Origin of the sequence: Arthrobacter sp. B2I5 (genome assembly GCF_030816735.1) — a bacterium.
Lineage (GTDB): Bacteria > Actinomycetota > Actinomycetes > Actinomycetales > Micrococcaceae > Arthrobacter.
In genome coordinates this window covers 2,862,514-2,883,896 of the sequence record NZ_JAUSYF010000001.1, presented here as the reverse complement: position 1 = coordinate 2,883,896, position 21,383 = coordinate 2,862,514, and the positions used below count along the sequence as shown (strand labels likewise).

Below are 21,383 nucleotides of genomic sequence, written 5' to 3'. Positions count from 1 at the left end.
TGTACCCGATGGCCATTGTGAGTAGGGTCACAGTATCTGGGGCAATGACGCCCGGAAGGCCGGTGGCGGCAGGGCCAAAAGCTTCGAAAACCACAGGTCAACGACGTACGAAGGTTGCGGCAATCGTGTCTACAGACGAAACGGGCCCTGGCGGCGCACAAACCCCCGAGATCGCAGGAAACCCCGGCGGAACGGGGCCGGATCTCCTCCAGCTGATCACCCCGTCGGGTGAGCGCATCAGCCACCCGGAATTCGATTTCTGGGTCAGGGACATTACCGACGATCACTTGTGCTCCCTCTTCGAGGACATGACCGTCATCCGCCGGATCGACGTGGAGGCCACGGCCCTGCAGCGGCAGGGTGAGCTGGCCCTGTGGCCCCCGCTCCTGGGCCAGGAGGCGGCCCAGATCGGGTCCGGCCGGGCGTTGCGGGCGGACGACTTTGTCTTCTCCAGCTACCGCGAAAACGGTGTGGCGTACTGCCGCGGTGTAGACCTGACGGACCTCCTGCGGGTGTGGCGTGGGAACGCGTCCGGCGGCTGGGACCCGTACGGCATCAACATGGCAACGCCGCAGATCATCATCGGCGCCCAGACATTGCACGCCACCGGCTACGCCATGGGGATCCAGAATGACGGCGCGGACGCGGTGGCCGTCGCCTACTTCGGTGACGGAGCCACCAGCGAGGGCGACGTCAACGAGGCCATGGTGTTCGCCGCCAGCTTCCAGGCCCCCGTGGTGTTCTTCTGCACGAACAACCACTGGGCCATCTCCGAACCCGTGCGCCTGCAGTCCCACATCCAGCTCGCGGACCGGGCCACCGGCTTCGGCATCCCCAGCCTGCGCGTGGACGGCAATGACGTCCTGGCAGTCATGGCGGCCACCCGGCTGGCACTTGACCGCGCCCGCCGGGGCGGCGGCCCCACCTTCATCGAAGCCGTCAGTTACCGCATGGGACCCCACACCACCGCCGATGATCCCACCCGCTACCGCGATGCCAACGAACTGGAGGACTGGGCCGCCAAGGACCCCATTTCCCGGCTCGCCGGCCTCCTGGGCCGGAGGGGGATCCTGACCGCGGAACTGCAGCAGCAGGTCAAGGACAAAGCCGACGCCGTTGCATCTGACATGCGCCGCGGCTGCACCACCATGCCGGAACCCCGGCCCATGGACATCTTCAAGCACGTCTACAGCACGCCCAATTCCTGGCTGGAACGCCAGCAGGACCATTACGCCCGTTACCTGGCGACCTTCGGGGACCCCGACGGAGCCGTTTCCAAGGAAGGTGCACGCTGATGACCCAGTTGACCTTTGCCCGTGCCATCAATGCCGGGCTGCGCAAGTCGCTGGAAAACGACTCCAAGGTGGTCCTCCTCGGCGAGGACATCGGTACCCTGGGCGGCGTGTTCAGGGTGACGGACGGCCTGCAGAAAGACTTTGGCAAACACCGCGTGGTGGACACGCCGCTGGCGGAGTCAGCCATTGTGGGCACCGCAGTGGGCCTGGCCTACCGCGGCTACCGTCCCGTGGTGGAAATCCAGTTCGACGGCTTCATCTACCCGGCGTTCGACCAGATCGTCAGCCAGGTGGCCAAACTGCACTACCGTACCCGCGGGGCCGTCAGGATGCCCATCACCATCAGGGTCCCGTTCGGCGGCGGCATCGGCTCGCCCGAGCACCACTCGGAATCGCCGGAAGCCTACTTCACCCACACCTCCGGCCTCCGGGTGGTCACCGTGGCCAACCCGCAGGACGCCTACACCGTAATCCAGCAGGCCATCGCCTGCGACGACCCCGTGCTGTACTTCGAGCCCAAGCGCCGCTACCACGACAAAGGCGACGTGGACGAGTCAGTGGACCCGCGTTCCGCCCTGCCCATGGACAAGGCCCGGGTCCTGACCGACGGCAGCGACGTGACCCTGGTGGCCTACGGCCCCCTGGTCAAGACGGCCCTGGACGCCGCCTCCGCCGCAGCGGACGAGGGCATCTCCATTGAAGTCATCGACCTGCGCTCGCTGGCCCCCGTTGATTATGAGCCCGTGGTGGCGTCCGTGCGGAAGACCGGGCGCCTGGTGGTGACGCACGAGGCCGCGCAATCCGGCGGGCTGGGGGCGGAAGTGGCCGCCAGCATCACCGAGCGGTGCTTCTACCACCTTGAGGCGGCTCCCGTGAGGGTGACGGGATTCGACATTCCCTACCCGTACTCCAAACTGGAGATGCACCACCTGCCGGGCCTGGACCGCATCCTGGACGGCGTGGACCGCGCCCTGGGCCGCCCCAATTCCCTGAGCGGGCTGGAAGGATGAGGGCAACCATGATCAAGGAATTCCGGCTCCCGGACCTGGGCGAGGGACTCACAGAGTCTGAAATCCTCAGCTGGAAAGTGGACGTTGGCGACACCGTCAGCCTGAACCAGGTCATCGCCGAAGTGGAAACCGCCAAGGCAGTGGTGGAGCTTCCGTCACCGTTCGCCGGCGTCATCAAGGAACTCCACGAACAGCCCGGTTCCGTTGTGGAGGTGGGCAAGCCGATCGTCTCCTTTGAGGTGGCGGACGACGACGGCGCGCCACCTTCACCACCGTCCGGCGCCTTTTCGCCCGGGGCGGGGGAGTCCGCCGGGGAAACGCCGAAGGCAGGGGAAAGCCTGAAGCGGGAACCCAACCTGGTGGGGTACGGCGCCGTCGTGGAAGCTTCCGGGCGGCCAACCCGGCGGCCGCGGAACCTTGCCCCCGTGGAGCCAGCCGCAATCCGGCCCCACGTGGTTGAGCACGTGGAAGACAAGCCCGTCCACTCCACCCCCATGGAGACCGGGCCAGCCGAAGACCACCACGCAGAGCGCCCCCGGTCCACGCCTCCTGTCCGGAAGCTGGCCAAGGACCTGGGCGTGGACCTCACGCAGGTAACCGGCACCGGTCCCGGCGGGTTGATCACGCGGGAAGACGTCCAGGGCTTTGCGGGGCATGCAGGAGAACCTGCCGGGGCCACGGCCGGGCAGGTGACCATCGCCAGCGGAACCCGGACGGGGGAGCGGGAGACCCGGACTCCCATCAAGGGCGTGCGCAAGCACACTGCGGCGGCAATGGTCCAAAGCGCCTTCACCGCGCCGCATGCCACCGAATTCCTCACCGTTGATGTCACACCCAGCCTTGAGCTGCTGGCAAAACTCAAGAACAGCAGAGACTTCGCCGGAACCAGGCTCAGCCCGCTGACGCTCGCCGCCAAGGCCGTCCTGGTGGCCCTGCGGCGGAACCCGGCCCTGAATTCCCGCTGGGACGAGGACAACCAGGAGATTGTCACCTTCAACTACGTGAACCTGGGCATTGCAGCGGCCACGCCCCGCGGACTCACGGTCCCCAACATCAAGGCCGCCGACGCCATGGCGCTCCCGCAGCTGGCGCAGGCGCTGACGGCGCTCGCAGATACGGCCAGGGCAGGCAAGACCACGCCCGCAGACCTTGCCGGCGGCACCATTTCCATCACCAATATCGGCGTCTTCGGGATCGATGCGGGTACCCCCATCCTCAATCCCGGGGAGGCGGCGATCCTTGGTCTGGGCGCGGTCCGGACCATGCCGTGGGAGTACAAAGGCGAGGTGGCGCTGCGCCAGGTGCTCACGCTCAGCCTGTCCTTCGATCACCGTCTGGTGGACGGCGAGCAGGGGTCCCGGTTCCTGGCCGACGTCGGAGCCATCCTGGCCGAACCGGGAATAGTCCTCGCGATGGTCTAGCGGCCTGCTCCAAGCTAGGGGGCGGGCGCGCTGTCCACCATCAGCGCTGCCAGTGCCATCCGCTCGAGCAGGGGGCGGGCCGCTCCGGCCGCCAGCCTCCTGCCATGGCTCCGGACCGAGTGCGGGGTGGAATTGATCAGGCCGAACGTGGCATGGGCACGCATCCGCAGCTCAGCGGCATCGGTCCCCGGGTGGACTTTGGCCAGGATGTCCACCCACACCTCCACGTAGCTGCGCTGCAGGGTACGCACCGCGGACTGGTCCTGCTCGGAGAGGTTGCTGAAGTCACGGTCCTGCACCCGGATCACGTCCGGCTTGCCGAGTGCGAAGTCCACCTGGAACTCCACCAGCCGGCGCAGGGCGGCCAGGGGATCCGGCGTGCTGTCCACCACCTGGCGGCCGCCGTCCAGCAGTTCCTGGCTCACGGTGACCAGGAGATCGGCCAGGACGGCCTGCTTTCCCGGAAAGTGGCGGTAGACCGCGGGGCCACTGACGCCTGCCGCCGCGCCGAGGTCCTCCAGCGAAACGCGGTTGAAGCCGTTCAGCGCGAACAGTGAAGCCGCAGCGGACAGCAAAGCCTGCCGCCGGTTCTCCTTCGCCTTGCCGCGCTGGGTCGTTGAAACGGAATGGGTTGTTGGAACGGGCTGGGCGGCAGGTACCGGCTGCACAGTATTGCTGGACACTTTTCCTCCTCGGACCGACGCAGATTCTACCAAGGCGGCCGTGTGTTGGACATCACAGTTAATCGAGACTAACCTGAATTTCAGTTATTAGTCACTAACCGAGTTGGCGGTAAAGCCGGCCGGGCACAGACAAGGACGGACCGTCAATGGAGACCCTGGCCACCCGGCTTGACCCCGCAAGCGAGGCCTTCCGCGCCAACCGGGAAGCGCAGTCGGCGCTCGCCGGCGAACTGCGGAAAAGGCTTGCGGATGCGGCGCTGGGCGGCCCCCAGAAGTCCCGGGACCGGCACGTGGCCCGGGGCAAACTGCTGCCGCGGGACCGGATCGACCAACTGCTGGATGAGGGCAGTCCGTTCCTGGAGATTGCACCCCTGGCGGCCAACGGGATGTACGGTGACGAGGCACCCGGCGCAGGAGTCATCGCCGGCATCGGCCTGGTGCACGGCCGCCAGGTCCTGGTCATCTCCAATGACGCCACCGTCAAGGGCGGCACGTACTACCCCATGACGGTGAAGAAGCACCTCCGTGCCCAGGAGATCGCCCTGGAGAACGGCCTTCCCTGCATCTACCTGGTGGATTCGGGCGGGGCCTTCCTGCCCAAGCAGGACGAAGTCTTTCCAGACAGGGACCACTTTGGCCGGATCTTCTACAACCAGGCGCGTCTGTCGGCCGCCAAAATTCCACAGATCGCTGCCGTGATGGGGTCCTGCACGGCCGGCGGCGCCTACGTCCCCGCCATGAGCGACGAAACCGTCATAGTCCGGAACCAGGGCACCATCTTCCTGGGCGGACCGCCGCTGGTGAAGGCGGCAATCGGGGAAATCGTCACCGCCGAGGAACTGGGCGGCGGCGAGGTGCACTCCCGGGTCTCGGGCGTGACGGACCACCTCGCCGAGAACGACGAACATGCCCTCCAGATCGTCAGGGACATTGTCTCCACCCTGCCGCCACCCGCCGCGCCCGCCTGGCAGGTGGAACCCGCCGTCGAACCCGCCGTGGACCCGGAAGCGCTCTATGGTGCCGTGCCTACGGACGTCAACGCGCCGTACGACGTCCACGAGGTTATTGCACGCCTGGTGGACGGCAGCCGGTTCCATGAGTTCAAAAAGGAGTACGGCACCACCCTGGTCACAGGATTCGCCCGGATCCATGGGCACCCGGTGGGGATCGTGGCCAACAACGGCGTGCTGTTCAGCGAGTCGTCGCTCAAGGGTGCGCACTTCATTGAGCTGTGCGACCAGCGGGGGATTCCGCTGGTCTTCCTGCAGAACATCTCCGGCTTCATGGTGGGCAGGGACGCCGAGCAGGGCGGCATCGCCAAGAACGGCGCCAAGATGGTGACGGCCGTTGCCACCGCGCGGGTGCCCAAGCTGACAGTGGTGATCGGCGGCTCCTTCGGGGCGGGAAACTACTCCATGTGCGGCCGCGCCTACTCGCCGCGGTTCCTGTGGATGTGGCCCGCAGCCCGGATCTCCGTGATGGGCGGCAACCAGGCCGCCAGCGTGCTGGCCACCGTGAAGCGGGACCAGTATGAAGCGGCGGGTGAGGACTGGCCGGCAGGGGACGAGGAAGCCTTCAAGGCGCCCATCCGGCAGCAGTACGAGGACCAGGGCAGCCCCTACTACTCCACCGCCCGGCTGTGGGATGACGCCGTCATCGATCCCGCCGATACCCGCACCGTCCTGGGCCTGGCCCTCGACGTCGTCTCCCGCACCCCCCTGCCGGAGACCTCCTTCGGCCTCTTCCGGATGTGAGCCAGGAATGACAATGGAAACCAACGCAGCCACAAGCAGCACGGCTTCCGCCGCGGTGGCACCCGGCAAGCCCCTCTTCGGTGCCGTACTGGTGGCCAACCGCGGCGAAATCGCCTGCCGCGTCATCCGCACGCTGCGGCACCTGGGCATCCGTTCGGTGGCCGTTTACAGCGATGCCGACGCCGGCGCCCGGCACGTGCGCGAAGCCGACACGTCCGTCCGGATCGGCCCCGCCGCGGCCACCGAAAGCTACTTGAACGCTGACGCAATCGTGGAGGCATGCCGGCAGTCCGGGGCCGAAGCGGTCCACCCCGGCTACGGTTTCCTGAGCGAGAACGTGGACTTCGCCAGGGCCCTGGAGAAAGCCGGCATCACGTTCATCGGCCCGGGCGTCGAAGCGCTGAATGTCATGGGTGACAAGATCCGCGCCAAGAACCACGTGTCAGGGTATGGCGTGCCCGTCGTCCCCGGCATCGCCAAGCCAGGCATGACGGACAGCGAACTGATCGAGTCCGCGGAGGCCGTCGGCTTTCCCTTGCTCATCAAGCCGTCCGCGGGCGGCGGCGGCAAGGGGATGCAGGCCGTCGGGAAACCGGCGGGCCTGCCCGCCGCCCTGGCCACGGCGCGCCGCGTGGCCGCCGCCGCGTTCGGTGACGACACCCTGTTCCTGGAACGCCTGGTGACCACCCCGCGGCACATCGAGGTGCAGGTGCTGGCGGACGGCCACGGCAACGTCATCCACCTCGGCGAGCGCGAATGCTCCCTGCAGCGCCGGCACCAAAAAGTCATCGAGGAAGCCCCGTCACCCCTGCTGGAGGGCCTTCCCAACGGGCCCGAAGTGCGGGCCCGCATCGGTGAGGCCGCCTGCAATGCGGCCCGCAGCGTCAATTATGTGGGTGCGGGGACCGTTGAGTTCCTGGTCTCCGATGACGCGCCGGACGAGTTCTTCTTCATGGAGATGAACACCAGGCTGCAGGTGGAACACCCGGTTACCGAAATGGTCACCGGCATCGACCTGGTGGAATGGCAGGTGCGGATCGCCGCGGGTGCGGAGCTGACCGTCCGGCAGGCTGACGTGGAGCTGTCCGGCCACGCCGTGGAGGCCAGGGTCTACGCCGAGGTGCCAGAGAAGAACTTCCTCCCGTCCACCGGGACCGTGCTGGTGCTCGATGAACTGCCGGGCCCGGCGCAGCGGCCCAGCGCCCCCGCACGCAACGAAACCGGGACAGCACAGGGCCGGGTCCGGGTGGACTCCTCACTGGTGGAAGGCCTGGAGCTGTCGGCACACTACGATCCCATGGTTTCCAAGGTGATCGCCTGGGCCGGGGACCGCGCTGCGGCGCTGTCCATGCTGGACCAGGCTTTGTCCGGCTACACGGCGCTGGGCATCGAGACCAATGTGGAGTACCTTCGGCTCCTGGTCAACGACCCCGACGTCCAGGCAGGGCATCTGGACACCGGCCTGATCGAACGGAAGCTGCCCGGGCTGGATTTCCGCCGCATCGACAACCCCGAGCTGGTGGCCGCTGCGCTCTACGCGCTGTCCCTGGACGCGCAGGACAACCCTTCCCAGGGGAGCGGGCCCTGGCAGGACAGGAATGGCTGGCGCCTCGGCGCGCCGGCGCCACGCCGCGTCAGCCTGGGAACGCCCGACGGCGGCGTGGTGACGGTGCAGGCCACCGGCAGTCCCAATGCGGGGGACAAGGCCGTGGTCGCCGTCGACGGCGGCCCGCGGCAGACAGCCTCGCTGCAGTGGTCCGGCCGGAAAAGCATCGAACTCGACCTGGACGGCGGGCGCCACGCCTACAGGCTGGCACCGGTGTATTCCGGAGCCGCCGCCCCAACCTGGGACAACCCTGTGCCCGCCGGCCCCGCACAGCTCTACCTCGGCAACGACGGCTGGTCCTGCCGGCTCGATGTCCTGACCCGCGAAGCACGGCTGGAACGCCTGCTGGCAGCCATCCAGCGGCAGGAAGGGGCAGCCGACCCGGAGGTGCGCTCGCCGATGCCCGGAACCGTCGTGGCCGTCCCGGTGGCTGACGGGGACACGGTCCAGGCAGGGGACGTCCTGGTGTCCGTGGAAGCCATGAAGATGGAGCACCACCTGGTGGCCCCGCTGGCAGGGACCGTGCACCTGGCGGCCCGTACGGGAGACCTGGTGAAGGCCGACCAGGTGCTGGCCACCATCCATCCCGCTGCCGCCGGCACAAAAATTCCCAGTACAGAAACAGCAACAGGCACAGCATCAGACACTGCTGCAGACCAAGGCGAAGGAGCCTGAAATGTCCGGATTTGAACTCAGTGAGGAATACCAGGACCTCAGCAACACCGTCCGGGAATTCGCCGACGAAGTAGTCGCCCCGGTATCGGCCAAACACGACGAAGAGCACAGCTTCCCCTACGAAGTGGTGAAGCAGATGGCGGAGATGGGCCTGTTCGGACTGCCCTTCCCTGAGGAATACGGCGGCATGGGCGGGGACTACTTCGCCCTGGCCCTGGCGCTGGAGCAGCTTGGCCGGGTGGACCAGTCCGTGGCCATCACCCTGGAAGCAGGCGTTTCCCTGGGCGCCATGCCCGTCTACCGCTTCGGCACCGAGGCGCAGAAGCAGGAGTGGCTGCCCATGCTGGCGTCCGGCCAGGCGCTCGCCGGCTTTGGCCTCACCGAGCCCGAGGCCGGTTCGGATGCCGGCGGGACCAAGACCCACGCCCGGCGCGAGGACGGGAACTGGGTCATCAACGGCAACAAGGAGTTCATTACCAACTCCGGAACGGACATCACCCGGTTGGTCACTGTCACCGCCGTCACCGGGCAAAAGGAGCGCGCGGATGGCAGCGTGCAGAAGGGGATCTCCACCATCCTGGTGCCTACCGACACGCCGGGTTTCAAGGCGGAAAAGCCGTACAACAAGGTGGGCTGGAATGCTTCGGACACCCACCCCCTCACATTGAAGGACGTGCGGGTCCCGGAAGCGAACTTGCTTGGTGCTGAAGGCCGCGGCTATGCCAACTTCCTTTCCATCCTCGATGAGGGCCGCATCGCCATCGCCGCGCTGGCCACGGGCGCCGCCCAGGGCTGCGTGGATCTCTCGGTCAAATACGCCAGCGAGCGCAGGGCATTCGGCCAGGAAATCGGCAAGTACCAGGCCATTTCCTTCAAGATCGCCCGCATGGAAGCACGGGCCCATACCGCCCGCCTGGCGTACTACGACGCCGCCTTCCGGATGCTTGCCGGCAAGCCGTTCAAGACCCAGGCGGCCATCGCTAAGATGGTCGCAGGCGAGGCGGCCATGGACAATGCGCGGGATGCCACCCAGGTATTCGGCGGCTATGGCTTCATCAACGAGTTCACCGTGGCACGCCACTACCGCGACTCCAAGATCCTTGAAGTGGGGGAGGGCACCACGGAGGTCCAGCTGATGCTGATCGCCCGCGAACTGGGTCTTTAGAAACTGGGACTGTAGCCGGCCTGAGAGGATCACTGATGATTGACAAGGTTGTTGCCAGCGCTGACGAGGCGGTTGCAGACATCCCGGACGGCGCCTCCCTGGCGGTGGGTGGATTCGGCCTCTGTGGAATTCCCGTTGCCCTGATCGACGCCCTGCACCGCGCGGGCACCTCCGGCCTGGAAACCGTCAGCAACAACTGCGGCGTCGACGACTGGGGTTTGGGCATCCTGCTGCGGGACGGGCGCATCCGCCGCACCATCAGCTCCTACGTGGGCGAGAACAAGGAATTCGCACGCCAGTACCTCGCCGGTGAGCTCGAAGTGGTGCTCACCCCGCAGGGCACGCTGGCCGAAAAGCTGCGGGCCGGCGGGGCGGGCATCCCGGCGTTCTACACCAAGGCGGGGGTGGGCACGCAGGTGTCCGACGGCGGCCTGCCGCAAAAGTACGACGCCAACGGCGGCATCGCGGTTGCCTCCGCCCCGAAGGAAGTGCGGTCCTTCGGGGGAGTGGACTACGTCCTGGAAGAATCCCTCACCCCCGACTTCGGGCTGGTCCATGCGTGGAAAGGAGACCGCCACGGCAACCTGGTGTTCCACGCCACCGCCATGAACTTCAACCCCCTGTGCGCCATGGCAGGCAGGATCACCATCGCCGAGGTGGAGGAACTCGTGGAGCCCGGTGAGCTGGACCCCGAACACATCCACACGCCCGGCATCTTCGTCCAACGCGTGGTCCTGGCCGCGCACGGGGAGAAACGGATCGAAAAGCGGACAGTGGCGCTGGCCCCGGCACAGGAGCGCGGCACCAACCAGCAGGCAGGAGCTTAGCCATGGACCCGAACAGCCCCTTCGCACCGCGGCCCGAAGGCGTCCGCCCTGAATACCGCCGGGCGGCAGGACAACAGCATGAGACGCCGCCTGACGGGACCGGCGCCAAGGGCTGGACGCGCAACGAACTCGCCGCACGGGTGGCCAGGGAGCTCCGCAACGGCCAGTACGTGAACCTTGGCATCGGGATGCCCACCCTGATCCCCAACTACATTCCCGCCGGAGTGGAGGTGGTGCTGCACTCCGAGAACGGGATCCTCGGCGTCGGCCCCTACCCCGCTGAGGACGCGGTGGATCCGGACCTGATCAACGCCGGCAAGGAAACCGTGACGGTCAACCGGGGCGCCGCGTTCTTCGATTCGGCAACATCCTTTGGCATGATCCGCGGCGGCCACGTGGACCTGGCCGTCCTGGGCGCTATGGAGGTTGCGGCCAACGGGGACCTGGCCAACTGGATGATCCCGGGCAAGATGGTCAAAGGCATGGGCGGGGCCATGGACCTGGTGTTCGGTGCCAAGCGGGTCATTGTGATGATGGAGCACGTGGACCGCAACGGCAATCCGAAGATCGTCCAGCAATGCTCACTCCCGCTGACCGGCAAGGGCTGTGTGGACCGGATCATCACCGACCTCGCCGTCATTGATGTCGTGAAGGACAACGGCGACTCACGCCTGGTGCTGCGCGAACTGGCCCCCAACGTCTCTGCCGAGGACGTCGTGGCGGCCACCGGCGCGGACCTGTTCGAGGAAGACCGGGAACTCACCGTATGACTGACGGAAACGGTCCGGCGTCCCGGCAGGAGGACGACGGCGGCAGGAGGGTCATCGAACAGCGCGGGCTGTACTTCGATGAGCTGGAGGAAGGCGTGCTGTACGCCCACCGTCCCGGACGCACCGTGACCGAAACCGACAACGTCCTCTTCACCACGCTCACCATGAATACCCAGGCGCTGCACCTGGACGCGGCCTGGAGCGCCGGGCAGCCCTTTGGCCAGCGGCTGGTGAACTCGATGTTCACCCTTGCCACCATGGTGGGCCAGTCCGTCACCCAGCTCACGCAGGGGACCATCATCGCCCAGCTGGGCCTGACGGACGTCACGTTCCCGCACCCGCTGTATCACGGCGACACGCTGTACACGGAGACGGCCGTCACCGGCAAGCGGCTTTCGTCCTCACGCCCCGGCCAGGGCATCGTGACCATGGAGCACACCGGGCGCAACCAGGACGGAACCGTGGTGGCCCGGGCCACCCGAAGTTGCCTGATGTGGACGCGTGAGGCCCACCGCAAGGCGCAGGACGCCGGACAGGAGACAATGCCGGTATGACTTTCGTAATGGGCCCCGCGCTGCTGTTCTGCCCCGCCGACCGGCCGGAGCGCTACCAGAAAGCCGCCGCGAGGGCGGACGCCGTGATCCTGGACCTTGAAGACGCCGTGGCGCCGGCGGACAAGCAGCGCGCCAGGGGTGCCATCCTGGCGCAGTTGGGAACCACCGGCGTGGAACCGGAGCTTGAACCCAGCTGCACCATCGTGAGGGTGAACCCCGTGGGCACCGAGGAGTTTGAAAAGGACCTGCACTGCCTGGCCCATACGCCGTACCGCACGGTGATGCTGGCCAAGGCCGAATCGGCCGAACAGCTCAAGGCGCTGGAGGGCTACCAGGTGATTGCCCTCTGCGAAACGGCGCTCGGCGTACTCAATGCGCCGGCCATCGCCGCCGCTCCCAACGTGGTGGGCCTGATGTGGGGCGCCGAGGACCTGCTGGCCAGCCTGGGAGGTACATCCAGCCGTAAGGATGACGGCGGCTACCGGGCCGTGGCCCTGCATGCCCGCTCCGCCGTCCTGCTGGCGGCCCGCGCCTACGGCAAGGAAGCGGTGGACGCGGTGTACACCAACATCCCCGACCTCGATGGACTGGCGGCCGAAGCAGCCGATGCTGTGGCTTCGGGCTTCAGCTCAAAAGCCTGCATCCATCCCAGCCAGGCGGCGGTGGTCCGCAAAGCCTACGCACCCTCGGAAGGCGAGGTGGCGGCAGCTGCTGCCCTCCTGGAGGCCGCAGCGTCAGCCGGATCGGGAGTGTTCCAGTACCAGGGGAAGATGATCGACGGACCCATCCTCAAGCACGCCCAGGAGATCGTCCGCCGCGCCGCTGCCAAAGCATAGCGGGACGGTCCGGCTACCGTTGCCGTCCGTGCTGCCGGCGCAGGGACGTGGGCGGGATGGGCTCGTAGAGCAGCGTCCGTACCCAGCGGTTCCCTATCTCCCGGAACTCCTTCCGGGTGGCGAAGCGGTAATGGAAGGTGCGAACGCGCACCCAGCGCGGCGCGGCGCCGTCGAACGGGTCATGCCTGAGGAGGCGAAGCATCTGCCGGTCCGCCGCCAGCAGCTTGGCAAGGAACGCGTAGAACCATTCCTCATGAACGGTGCGCAACGGCAGGAACCACATCAGCCAGTCCAGCCGCAGGTGGTAGGGGGCCCACTGCCGGGGAATCCGGCGCACATCACCGGGCTTGCCCTTGAAGCCGTACTCCCGCCAGCCGGAGCTGTCATCAGGGTCATCATCCAGGGTGCCTTCCACCACCACCTCGATGCGCTGCTTGGTCACCGTGCCGAACGCGCCGTAAGCGTTCACCAGCTGCCACCTGTTGAAACTGGCATTCATCAGCTGCCGCCGGGAGAACAGATTCCGAAGTGGCCAATAGCTCAGCACCAGCAACAGGACGGACGCCGCCAGCGTGATGGCCAGCCACCACAGCGGCGTCTCCTGCCGGCCTCCCATGGCGGCGTCCCAGTCCGCCGGGATGGCCGGTATCACCGCGTGCGCCACAGGATCACTGACCGCGGCGAACGCCAGCACGATGGCCATCCAGTTCAGCCAGGCGAAGTTGCCGCTGGCCACCAGCCACAACTGGGTAACGATGACCACCCCCGCCGCCACACCGGCCACGGGCTGCGGAGCGAAGAGCAGGAACGGCACCACCAGCTGGGCAATGTGGTTGCCCACCACCTCGATGCGGTGCAGCGGCTTGGGCAGGAGATGCGCCTGCCGGCTGAGGGGACCGGGCATGGGCTGGGTTTCATGGTGGTAGTACAGCGCCGTCAGGTCCCGCCACTCCCGGCCACCGCGGATCTTGATCATTCCCGCACCGAATTCCAGCCGGAACACCAGCCACACGATCAGGATCAGGATGGTCCGCGGCGGCTCCGTTTGGTTGGAACCCAGGAACGCGACGGTGAAGCCCGCCTCAAGGAGCAGCATTTCCCAGCCGAACCCGTAGAACGTCTGGCCCACGTTCACCACCGACATATACAACAGCCACAGGACCAGGAAAGCGATCAGTGGAACCCACGGCGGGCCCGTTTGCGGTATCCCGGCCACGAGCAGCGCAGACACCACCAAACCGGCAGCGCAGACGCCGCGAAGCAGCCGGTCCGAGTACCGCCAGCGGAACAGGGTGGGGCGACGCAGGCGGGTGAACGCCGCAAGGAAATCGGGTACCGGAAGGAGGCCGCGCTCGCCGAGCAGGGCGGGAAACTGGTTCAGCGTTGACAGGAACGCAACAAAATACAGTGCAGCGACACCCCGCTGCAGCACCTGCCGGGCGAATTCGTACTCCGGCGCATCAAACCAGGTGAGCCAGTCCACGCAATCCACGTTACGCCCGGCCACCTCCCGGTCAAGGGCGGCCACGGTATTGCAGCAGGCCACGGGCGCAAACAGGCAGGGCGGGGTGCGGGATACTTAACCAATGCAGCCACGCAGAATCGTCCTCCTCGGATCCACCGGTTCCATCGGCACCCAGGCGATGGACGTCGTCGACGCCGCCCCGCACCTGTTCGAGGTGGTGGCACTCAGTGCCGGCGGCGGCAACCTGGAACTCCTGGCCAAGCAGGCTGTCCACACCGGTGCGGCGGCGGTGGGAATCGCCGGTGGAGATCCCGGGCGGCTGGAAGCGCTGATCCGCGAGGCCGCTGCCGCTGCGGGCCGTCCAGGGTACCGGCCGGAGATCGTGGCCGGCCCTGACGCCTCCGCGCGGATCGCAGCCGTCGGGGCGGACGTGGTGCTCAACGGCATCACCGGTTCCATCGGCCTGGCACCTACGCTCGCTGCCCTCAAATCCGGAGCCACCCTCGCCCTTGCCAACAAGGAGTCGCTGATCGTGGGCGGCAGCCTGGTCAAGGCGGCAGCGCAAGAGGGGCAGATCGTGCCGGTGGACTCCGAACATTCCGCAATCGCCCAGTGCCTGCGCTCAGGAACCGCGGATGAGGTGGATAAGCTCATCCTCACCGCTTCCGGCGGTCCGTTCCGGGGCATGAGCCGGGAGGAACTGCACGCCGTCACCCCGCAGCAGGCGCTGGCCCACCCAACCTGGGACATGGGCCCCATGGTCACCACCAACTCCGCCACTCTGGTGAACAAGGGCCTGGAGGTCATCGAGGCCCACCTGTTGTTCGATATCCCGCTGGACCGGATCGACGTCGTGGTGCATCCCCAGTCCATCGTCCACTCCATGGTCCAGTTCGTCGACGGCTCCACCATCGCGCAGGCCTCGCCGCCCGACATGCGGCTGCCCATCGCTTTGGGTCTCGGCTGGCCGGCCCGGGTGCCCGGTGCCGCACGCCCCTGCGACTGGACGCAGGCCGCCACCTGGACCTTCGAACCGCTCGATGCTGGAGCCTTTCCCGCCGTTGGCCTGGCCAAGGACGCCGCCCGGCAGGGGAGCACCTTCTCCGCCGTGTTCAATGCGGCCAATGAAGAGGCGGTCACCGCCTTCCATGCCGGCCGCATCCGGTTCACCGACATCGTCGATACCGTGGACAGCGTGCTCAGCGAACACTCAGGTTCCTCGGGGCTGACGGTGGAATCAGTACTGGATGCTGAAAGCTGGGCACGCACCCGCGCCCACGAACGTTTAGCAGTCAGCAGTCTCTAGGAAGCAGTAGCACCTTCATGACCCCTGTCCTACTTTTCATCCTCGGCGTCGTCTTTGTCGCCGTGGGCATCGCCGTGTCCATCGCGCTCCACGAGGTGGGGCACCTGGTCCCGGCCAAGCTCTTCAAAGTCCGCGTCACCAAGTACATGATCGGCTTCGGGCCCACGCTGTGGTCACGCCGGAAAGGTGAAACCGAGTACGGCGTGAAGGCCGTGCCGCTGGGCGGCTACGTGTCCATGATCGGCATGTACCCGCCCAACAAGGAGGACGGTTCGGTCCGGCCCTCCAGCACCGGCATGTTCCAGACGCTTGCCACCGAGGCCCGTTCCATGGCCCACGAGGAAGTGGGGCCGGGCGACGAAAACCGGGTCTTCTACCGCCTGCCGGTGTGGAAGAAGGTGATTGTGATGCTGGGCGGCCCGGCCATGAACATGATCCTTGGCGTGCTGCTCACCGCCGTGCTGCTGATGGGCTTCGGTATTGCCACAGCCACCACCACCATCTCGGACGTGTCCAAATGCCAGGTGACCGCCGGCCAAACGGTCGATCCTGACTCCGCGGACTGCCGTCTGACGCCCGCTGCCGCCGCCGGGTTGAAACCAAACGACACCATCACCTCCTTCGACGGCAAACCCGTCACCAGCTGGGAGCAGCTGACGGAGTGGATCCGCGCCTCCGCCGGCAGGGAGGTGGCCATCACAGTGCAGCGGGACGGCAATCCCGTCTCCACCGCCGTGACCCCGGTGCTGTCGGCCCGGCCCGTGATGGGAGCCGACGGCCGGCAAGCCACCGACGCTGCCGGCAACCTCCAGTACCAGGACGTAGGATTCCTGGGCATCGGCGCCCAAACGGCGCTAAAGCCCCAGCCGGCGTCGTCCGTCCTGCCCATGGCGGGGGAGAACATCCGCCAGGTGGCCGGCGTCATCTTTAACCTCCCGGCGCGTGTGGTGGGCGTGGCCAAGGCTGCGTTCAGCGAAGAGCCCCGCGACCCCAACGGCCCCATCAGTGTGGTGGGCGTGGGCAGGGTGGCCGGCGAGGTGGCGGCCATGGAAGCCGTACCGCTGCAGTCCCGGGTGGCCACGCTCATTGGCCTGATGGCGGGACTGAACTTTGCGCTGGCAGTGTTCAACCTGGTCCCGCTTCTGCCCCTTGATGGCGGACATGTGGCCGGGGCCCTGTACGAGGGAATTCGTCGCCGCGTGGCAAAGCTGCGCGGACGGCCCGATCCCGGCGCGTTCGACATCGCCAAACTGCTTCCCGTCACGTATGTGGTCGCAGCGCTGCTGATGGGGATGAGCGTGCTGTTGATCTACGCGGACATCGTTAAGCCCGTGAATCTGTTCGGATAGATCCGATATTGGCTGACTTCAGAAGATCAGCCAAATGTGATTGATAAATGAGCATCAACCCTCTATGGTTGATGAATGTTCGTCATGACCATCGACCAGCGCGGAAGCACCGGTGACCAGGACCGGGTCCCGGCGCTGCTCGGACAGGTTTCGCGCCTCGAACTTCCCGAATCCGGACACCCGCTGTTCGACCGATCCGTCGGGGATGAGGTTCAGGGAGTGGTGCGGGACCCTTCCACTGTGGTGGAGATAGCGCTGCACGCCCTCCGGGAAGGCCGCTGGTACGTGGGGATCGGCGTCGGAAGCGTTTCCTTGCCCCCGGGCGCCAGCCCGCGCGAAGGGACCGGAACTGCTTTTGTTGCCGCCCGCAAGGCGGTGGAGCTCGCCAAAGGCGCCGGTTCCCAAGTGCCGCTGTCAGTGGTGGCCGGCATCATGGCAAGGGAAACCCGCGGGGGAACCCCTGCGGGGGAAGGGGCGCAGGCGTGTGCCAATGCGGAGGCGGTTCTTCGGTTGCTCGGCCGGCTTGTCCAGGATCGGACGGAAGCCCAGTGGCGAGTGGTCGATGCCCTGCGTCGCCTGGCTGCGGACGGGCAGGGTGCCGGCCGGCACGGAAGCCAGAAGCAGGTGGCCCTTGAACTTGGAATCTCGGAGCAGTCGGTGAGCCGGACCGTGCTTCGGGCCGGCTGGCAGGAAGAATGGGCAGCCAGGCCGGCTGCTTCCATGCTTCTCGGTTTTGCCGACTCCCGGGTTGCCCAGGCACTCGAGGATGGCCGGGAATAAAAGGTCCAGCCCCCGAAGGAGCCGGATGGCCGGATTGACGACGACCCGAATGAAGGAGACAGGTGACGGCACTTTGGGTGGCAGCGGCACTGGTGGTGGCGGGCTTCGCCGGCTGGCCGGTCACCGCGCTGGTGTTCAGGCTCGCCCGGACCATCGACGACAAAGCAGACGCCGCCAAGGCTGCGGAGGAAGCCCGCAGGGTCGAACATGACCCCTCTGCTGACGTCACGGTGGACGATCCTTCCGGCGGCGCAGCCAACCAGGCAGTGGACGGTGAACTGACCGCCCCTCCTGCCGTACCGGCGTCGGACGGGACGGCCGCCGGACCCGCCCTGGCCAGCCAGCGCATCCTGCGCGGCGGGGCCATCATCGGCGTGCTGGAGCGGTTGGGGGTGTGCCTCGCCATCCTGACCGGCCAGCCCGTGGCCATTGCCTACATTGTCGCCATCAAGGGCCTGGGCAGGTTCGCCGAGCTAAAGGAGACGCCCGTGGCCGCTGAACGCTTCATCATTGGGACCCTCACCTCCATGCTTTGGGCTGCCGGAACGGCTGCCGCAGTGAAAGTGCTCTTCCTGCACTGAAGCTTTATCCCTCCGCCGGCGCTGTTCCTGCATGGGGGATGGGTACGGTACCAAGCCGGCCATGGCGATAGGGTAGCGGTATGACAGTTTTTGCCGTTGAGTACGTTTATGCCGCCAACTCCACTGAAACCCGCAATGAGGTCCGCCCCGCACACCGGGAATGGACGGGCAGCCTGGCGCAGGACGGTGTCATCGTGGCCAGCGGACCCTACGGCGACGGTGCGGGTGCCCTGTTGATCTTCAGCGCATCGGATGAAGCCGCCCTCAACTCGATCCTCAAGCAGGACCCGTTCGCCGCGGCCGGCGTGATCGCCGGAACCCGCATCACGGAATGGTCTCCGGTAACCGGCATGCTGGCCGGGATTGCCGCGTAGCCGCCTTTTCACCCTTTCAACTCAAGGAGTCCACGTGACCTCGGTCAGCCTGGGAATGCCGTCAGCACCACCGCCCGTCCTTGCCCCCCGCCGCAAGACGCGCCAGATCAAAGTCGGCTCAGTTGGCGTTGGATCTGATTTCCCCATCAGCGTGCAGTCCATGACCACCACGCCCACCACGGACATCAATGCCACGCTGCAGCAAATCGCTGAACTCACGGCATCCGGCTGCGATATTGTCCGCGTCGCCTGCCCCTCCGCTGACGACGCAGAGGCGCTGCCCATCATCGCCCGGAAGTCCCAGATCCCGGTCATCGCGGACATCCACTTCCAGCCCAAGTATGTGTTCGCAGCCATCGAAGCCGGCTGCGCTGCCGTGCGCGTGAACCCTGGAAACATCCGCAAATTCGATGACCAGGTCAAGGAGATCGCCGCCGCCGCCAGGGACCACGGCACCTCCATCCGCATCGGCGTCAATGCCGGCTCCCTTGAACCGGGCATCCTGAAAAAGTACGGCAAGGCCACCCCTGAAGCCCTGGTTGAATCGGCTGTCTGGGAAGCGTCGCTTTTCGAGGAGCACGGCTTCCACGACTTCAAAATCTCGGTGAAGCACAACGACCCCGTGATCATGGTGGCGGCCTACGAAATGCTCGCGGAAAAGGGCGACTGGCCACTGCACCTCGGCGTCACCGAGGCAGGGCCTGCGTTCCAGGGCACCATCAAGTCCGCCACCGCCTTCGGTGCGCTCCTGTCCCGCGGGATCGGTGACACCATCCGCGTGTCCCTCTCCGCACCGCCGGTGGAGGAAATCAAGGTGGGCAACCAGATCCTCCAGTCGCTGAACCTGCGGCCCCGGAAGCTGGAAATCGTGTCCTGCCCGTCCTGCGGCCGTGCCCAGGTTGACGTGTACACTCTGGCTGAACAGGTCACGGCCGGGTTGGAAGGGATGGAGATCCCCCTCCGCGTGGCGGTCATGGGCTGTGTTGTGAACGGACCCGGCGAGGCCCGCGAGGCCGACCTTGGTGTCGCCTCAGGCAACGGCAAGGGCCAGATCTTCGTTAAGGGCGAGGTCATCAAGACTGTTCCCGAGAGCGCAATTGTTGAGACACTGATCGAAGAGGCTATGCGTATCGCCGAAGAGATGGGGGACGCCGATGGCGAAGATGCTGTCAAGGGTAGCCCCGTGGTTAGCGTCTCGTAGGGACGCTCCAGACCCTGCGGGGCTTTCTGTCCGCACGCTGGACGGCCAGGATACCCCCGCGCTGTTATTGCTGGCCCAGCAGGACCGGGTGGCCAACGTCTTCATCCTGGCCCACCTGCGCGCCACGGGGACGGCAGCGCCCACCAGCGGCGGTGCCGGTGTCATCGGAGTCTTTGACGACGGCATCCTGACGGGTGCCTGCTGGGCCGGAGCCAACCTGGTTCCGGTCCAGCTCGATCCCGCCCTGGCCCCCCTGGTAGCGGAGGCGGCCAACAGCTCCGGCCGCCGGTACGCATCTGCCTTTGGCCCCGCCGCAGCCGTGCTGGCGCTTAACGCCGAACTTGCCGGGTTGGGGCACCGTGCACACGAGGTCCGGGCTGACCAGCCACTGATGATCATCGACGGACCGCCCCTGGTCCAGCCCAACCGTGGCCTGGAGCAAGGGAACCTCGCGGACTTTGACCGCATCCTTCCCGCCTGCGCCGCCATGTTCGAGGAAGAAGTGGGGTATTCGCCCTACCTGGGCGGCAGGGAGTTCTACAGCCGCCGGGTGGAGGGACTCATCAGGCAGGGGCACTCCCTGGTCCACCTCAACAACGCCCGCGACGTGGTGTTCAAAGCTGAGCTCGGCGCAGTCACCGACGACGTCACCCAGGTCCAGGGTGTTTGGATGAACCCGGTCTTCCGCGGCCAGGGGCTGAGCGCCGGCTACATGTCGGCGGTGGTGGAAAAGGCCCAGGAGATCGCCCCCGTGACCAGCCTCTATGTGAACGGCTTCAACACCCGGGCCAGGTCCACTTACGAACGCGTTGGCTTCCGCCAGGTGGGGACGTTCGCTACAGTTTTGTTCTAGCCGGGCAGTGGCCGCGGCCAGCTGAATATTGGGGGAAAAATTGAAGAAGTCCGTGCTGGGAACTTTCGGGGCTTCCGCCCTGTTGGCCATATCCGTTTCTGCCTGCGGCGGGACGGCAGCGCCTCCCGCTGCGGAGTCTTCGTCTGCCCCGCCTGCCACGGCCCAAACTTCGGCCGCAGCCCCGGCGCCAACAGTTACGCCCGTTCCCACCGGCACGCCAACCCCCACCGCCAAGGCGTACACCAGTGGCGAACTCGCTGCCCTGGTGGGGCAGGTGCGGGACGCAGCCGACCGCAGGCTTTCGGTCCTGCCGGGCGGTGACATCGCCGCGGCCTTGGAGCAAACCAAGGCCATGATCTCCTCCATTGACGTTGAGCCGGCGGAGTGCAGGGAACTCGCTGCCGCAAGCACGGTCCCCTCGGTGGAGGATGCAGCCATGGCGATCGGCATGAGCACTGACTCTGCTACGGGCGCGGTGACCGCACTGTCGCTGGTGGCGGGCCTGGACCAGGGCGTCCTGGCCCAGGTTTCCGATCCTTCGGAGCAGTTGGCGAAGTGCTCCTCCATGACCATGACGGCGTCGGGCATCAACGTGGCAGTCACCATTACGCCGGTGGAGGGGGCCAGCGGGCTGCCCGGCGCCGTCGCCTACCGGACCGACACCGTATTGCCGGACGGCAGCACGCAATCCATCGTCAGGGCGCAGGTGGTCCACCACGGCATGCTGATCACCTCGGTGGCGTCCGGCGGTGAAAGCGGAGCCGACGCCGTCCGGCGGGCAGGTGCGCTGCTGGACTCCGCCGCCGCGCAGGTCCAATAACCATCCGTTGGGTCATAAAGTAAAAACACTTGTCAAACGTGTTCACGATCACATAAGT

The 21,383-nt window shown here is 66.6% G+C and carries 20 protein-coding genes; 18 read left to right on the top strand and 2 right to left on the bottom strand.

Features of this window, described 5'->3' with window-relative positions; all coding sequences use genetic code 11:
* The first annotated feature begins 125 nt into the window (after positions 1-125).
* The 3 genes from pdhA to QFZ60_RS13530 are packed head-to-tail and all read left to right on the top strand — an operon-like array spanning position 126 to position 3,726.
* A complete protein-coding gene (pdhA, locus tag QFZ60_RS13540; protein ID WP_307091053.1) occupies positions 126-1,295 on the top strand; it encodes a pyruvate dehydrogenase (acetyl-transferring) E1 component subunit alpha in 1,170 nt (389 codons plus the stop codon).
* Positions 1,295-2,305 (top strand): alpha-ketoacid dehydrogenase subunit beta, encoded by a 1,011-nt coding sequence (locus QFZ60_RS13535; RefSeq protein WP_307091052.1) that lies wholly within the window; start codon positions 1,295-1,297, stop codon positions 2,303-2,305. The genes pdhA and QFZ60_RS13535 overlap by 1 nt, the downstream gene beginning before the upstream one ends.
* An 8-nt stretch (positions 2,306-2,313) precedes the next feature.
* The gene (locus QFZ60_RS13530; protein WP_307091051.1) at positions 2,314-3,726 is read left to right on the top strand and encodes a dihydrolipoamide acetyltransferase family protein; all 1,413 of its coding nucleotides are present in this window, start codon (positions 2,314-2,316) and stop codon (positions 3,724-3,726) included.
* Positions 3,727-3,740: 14 nt separating this feature from the next.
* On the opposite strand, the gene QFZ60_RS13525 is transcribed toward QFZ60_RS13530, so the two are convergent.
* Positions 3,741-4,394: a TetR/AcrR family transcriptional regulator gene (locus tag QFZ60_RS13525; RefSeq protein WP_307093315.1), complete on the bottom strand. Its 654-nt coding sequence runs from the start codon at positions 4,392-4,394 to the stop codon at positions 3,741-3,743.
* Positions 4,395-4,555: 161 nt separating this feature from the next.
* Between QFZ60_RS13525 and QFZ60_RS13520 the strand changes: the two genes are divergently transcribed.
* The 7 genes from QFZ60_RS13520 to QFZ60_RS13490 are packed head-to-tail and all read left to right on the top strand — an operon-like array spanning position 4,556 to position 12,596.
* Positions 4,556-6,163: a carboxyl transferase domain-containing protein gene (locus QFZ60_RS13520; protein WP_307091050.1), complete on the top strand. Its 1,608-nt coding sequence runs from the start codon at positions 4,556-4,558 to the stop codon at positions 6,161-6,163.
* Between the two features lie 13 nt (positions 6,164-6,176).
* A complete protein-coding gene (locus QFZ60_RS13515) occupies positions 6,177-8,444 on the top strand; it encodes a biotin carboxylase N-terminal domain-containing protein (protein WP_307091049.1) in 2,268 nt (755 codons plus the stop codon).
* Position 8,445: 1 nt separating this feature from the next.
* Positions 8,446-9,609, top strand: a complete 1,164-nt coding sequence (locus tag QFZ60_RS13510) for an acyl-CoA dehydrogenase family protein (protein WP_307091047.1) — start codon at positions 8,446-8,448, stop codon at positions 9,607-9,609.
* Between the two features lie 35 nt (positions 9,610-9,644).
* Complete coding sequence (locus QFZ60_RS13505) at positions 9,645-10,436, top strand: CoA transferase subunit A (RefSeq protein WP_142030796.1); 792 nt, start codon at positions 9,645-9,647, stop codon at positions 10,434-10,436.
* A 2-nt stretch (positions 10,437-10,438) separates the two neighbouring features.
* Positions 10,439-11,206, top strand: coding sequence for a CoA transferase subunit B (locus tag QFZ60_RS13500; protein ID WP_307091045.1), 768 nt, complete (start codon positions 10,439-10,441; stop codon positions 11,204-11,206).
* Positions 11,203-11,760 carry a MaoC family dehydratase gene (locus tag QFZ60_RS13495; protein ID WP_307091043.1) on the top strand — a complete coding sequence of 186 codons (558 nt, stop codon included), beginning with the start codon at positions 11,203-11,205 and terminating at the stop codon, positions 11,758-11,760. Before QFZ60_RS13500 ends, QFZ60_RS13495 begins: the two co-directional genes overlap by 4 nt.
* Positions 11,757-12,596 carry a CoA ester lyase gene (locus QFZ60_RS13490; protein WP_307091042.1) on the top strand — a complete coding sequence of 280 codons (840 nt, stop codon included), beginning with the start codon at positions 11,757-11,759 and terminating at the stop codon, positions 12,594-12,596. Before QFZ60_RS13495 ends, QFZ60_RS13490 begins: the two co-directional genes overlap by 4 nt.
* Before the next feature lie 13 nt (positions 12,597-12,609).
* Here QFZ60_RS13490 and QFZ60_RS13485 read toward each other — a convergent pair whose 3' ends face one another.
* The gene (locus tag QFZ60_RS13485) at positions 12,610-14,079 is read right to left on the bottom strand and encodes a lipase maturation factor family protein (protein WP_307091041.1); all 1,470 of its coding nucleotides are present in this window, start codon (positions 14,077-14,079) and stop codon (positions 12,610-12,612) included.
* A gap of 103 nt (positions 14,080-14,182) precedes the next feature.
* Between QFZ60_RS13485 and dxr the strand changes: the two genes are divergently transcribed.
* The 8 genes from dxr (at position 14,183) to QFZ60_RS13445 (ending at position 21,325) form a co-directional block, all read left to right on the top strand.
* A complete protein-coding gene (gene dxr, locus QFZ60_RS13480) occupies positions 14,183-15,367 on the top strand; it encodes a 1-deoxy-D-xylulose-5-phosphate reductoisomerase (RefSeq protein ID WP_307091038.1) in 1,185 nt (394 codons plus the stop codon).
* Between the two features lie 17 nt (positions 15,368-15,384).
* Positions 15,385-16,716: an RIP metalloprotease gene (locus QFZ60_RS13475; protein WP_307091037.1), complete on the top strand. Its 1,332-nt coding sequence runs from the start codon at positions 15,385-15,387 to the stop codon at positions 16,714-16,716.
* 75 nt (positions 16,717-16,791) lie between these two features.
* Positions 16,792-17,496, top strand: coding sequence for a MarR family transcriptional regulator (locus QFZ60_RS13470; protein WP_307091035.1), 705 nt, complete (start codon positions 16,792-16,794; stop codon positions 17,494-17,496).
* Between the two features lie 62 nt (positions 17,497-17,558).
* Positions 17,559-18,077 (top strand): hypothetical protein, encoded by a 519-nt coding sequence (locus QFZ60_RS13465; protein WP_307091033.1) that lies wholly within the window; start codon positions 17,559-17,561, stop codon positions 18,075-18,077.
* Between the two features lie 80 nt (positions 18,078-18,157).
* On the top strand, positions 18,158-18,451 hold the full coding sequence (locus QFZ60_RS13460) for a YciI family protein (RefSeq protein WP_307091031.1): 294 nt from the start codon (positions 18,158-18,160) through the stop codon (positions 18,449-18,451).
* A 34-nt stretch (positions 18,452-18,485) separates the two neighbouring features.
* Entirely contained in the window at positions 18,486-19,652 is a 1,167-nt protein-coding gene (gene ispG / locus QFZ60_RS13455; protein WP_142121022.1) for a flavodoxin-dependent (E)-4-hydroxy-3-methylbut-2-enyl-diphosphate synthase, read from the top strand.
* A complete protein-coding gene (locus QFZ60_RS13450; RefSeq protein ID WP_307093314.1) occupies positions 19,615-20,505 on the top strand; it encodes a GNAT family N-acetyltransferase in 891 nt (296 codons plus the stop codon). Before ispG ends, QFZ60_RS13450 begins: the two co-directional genes overlap by 38 nt.
* 40 nt (positions 20,506-20,545) lie before the next feature.
* Positions 20,546-21,325, top strand: coding sequence for a hypothetical protein (locus QFZ60_RS13445; RefSeq protein ID WP_307091030.1), 780 nt, complete (start codon positions 20,546-20,548; stop codon positions 21,323-21,325).
* The last annotated feature ends 58 nt before the right edge of the window (positions 21,326-21,383 follow it).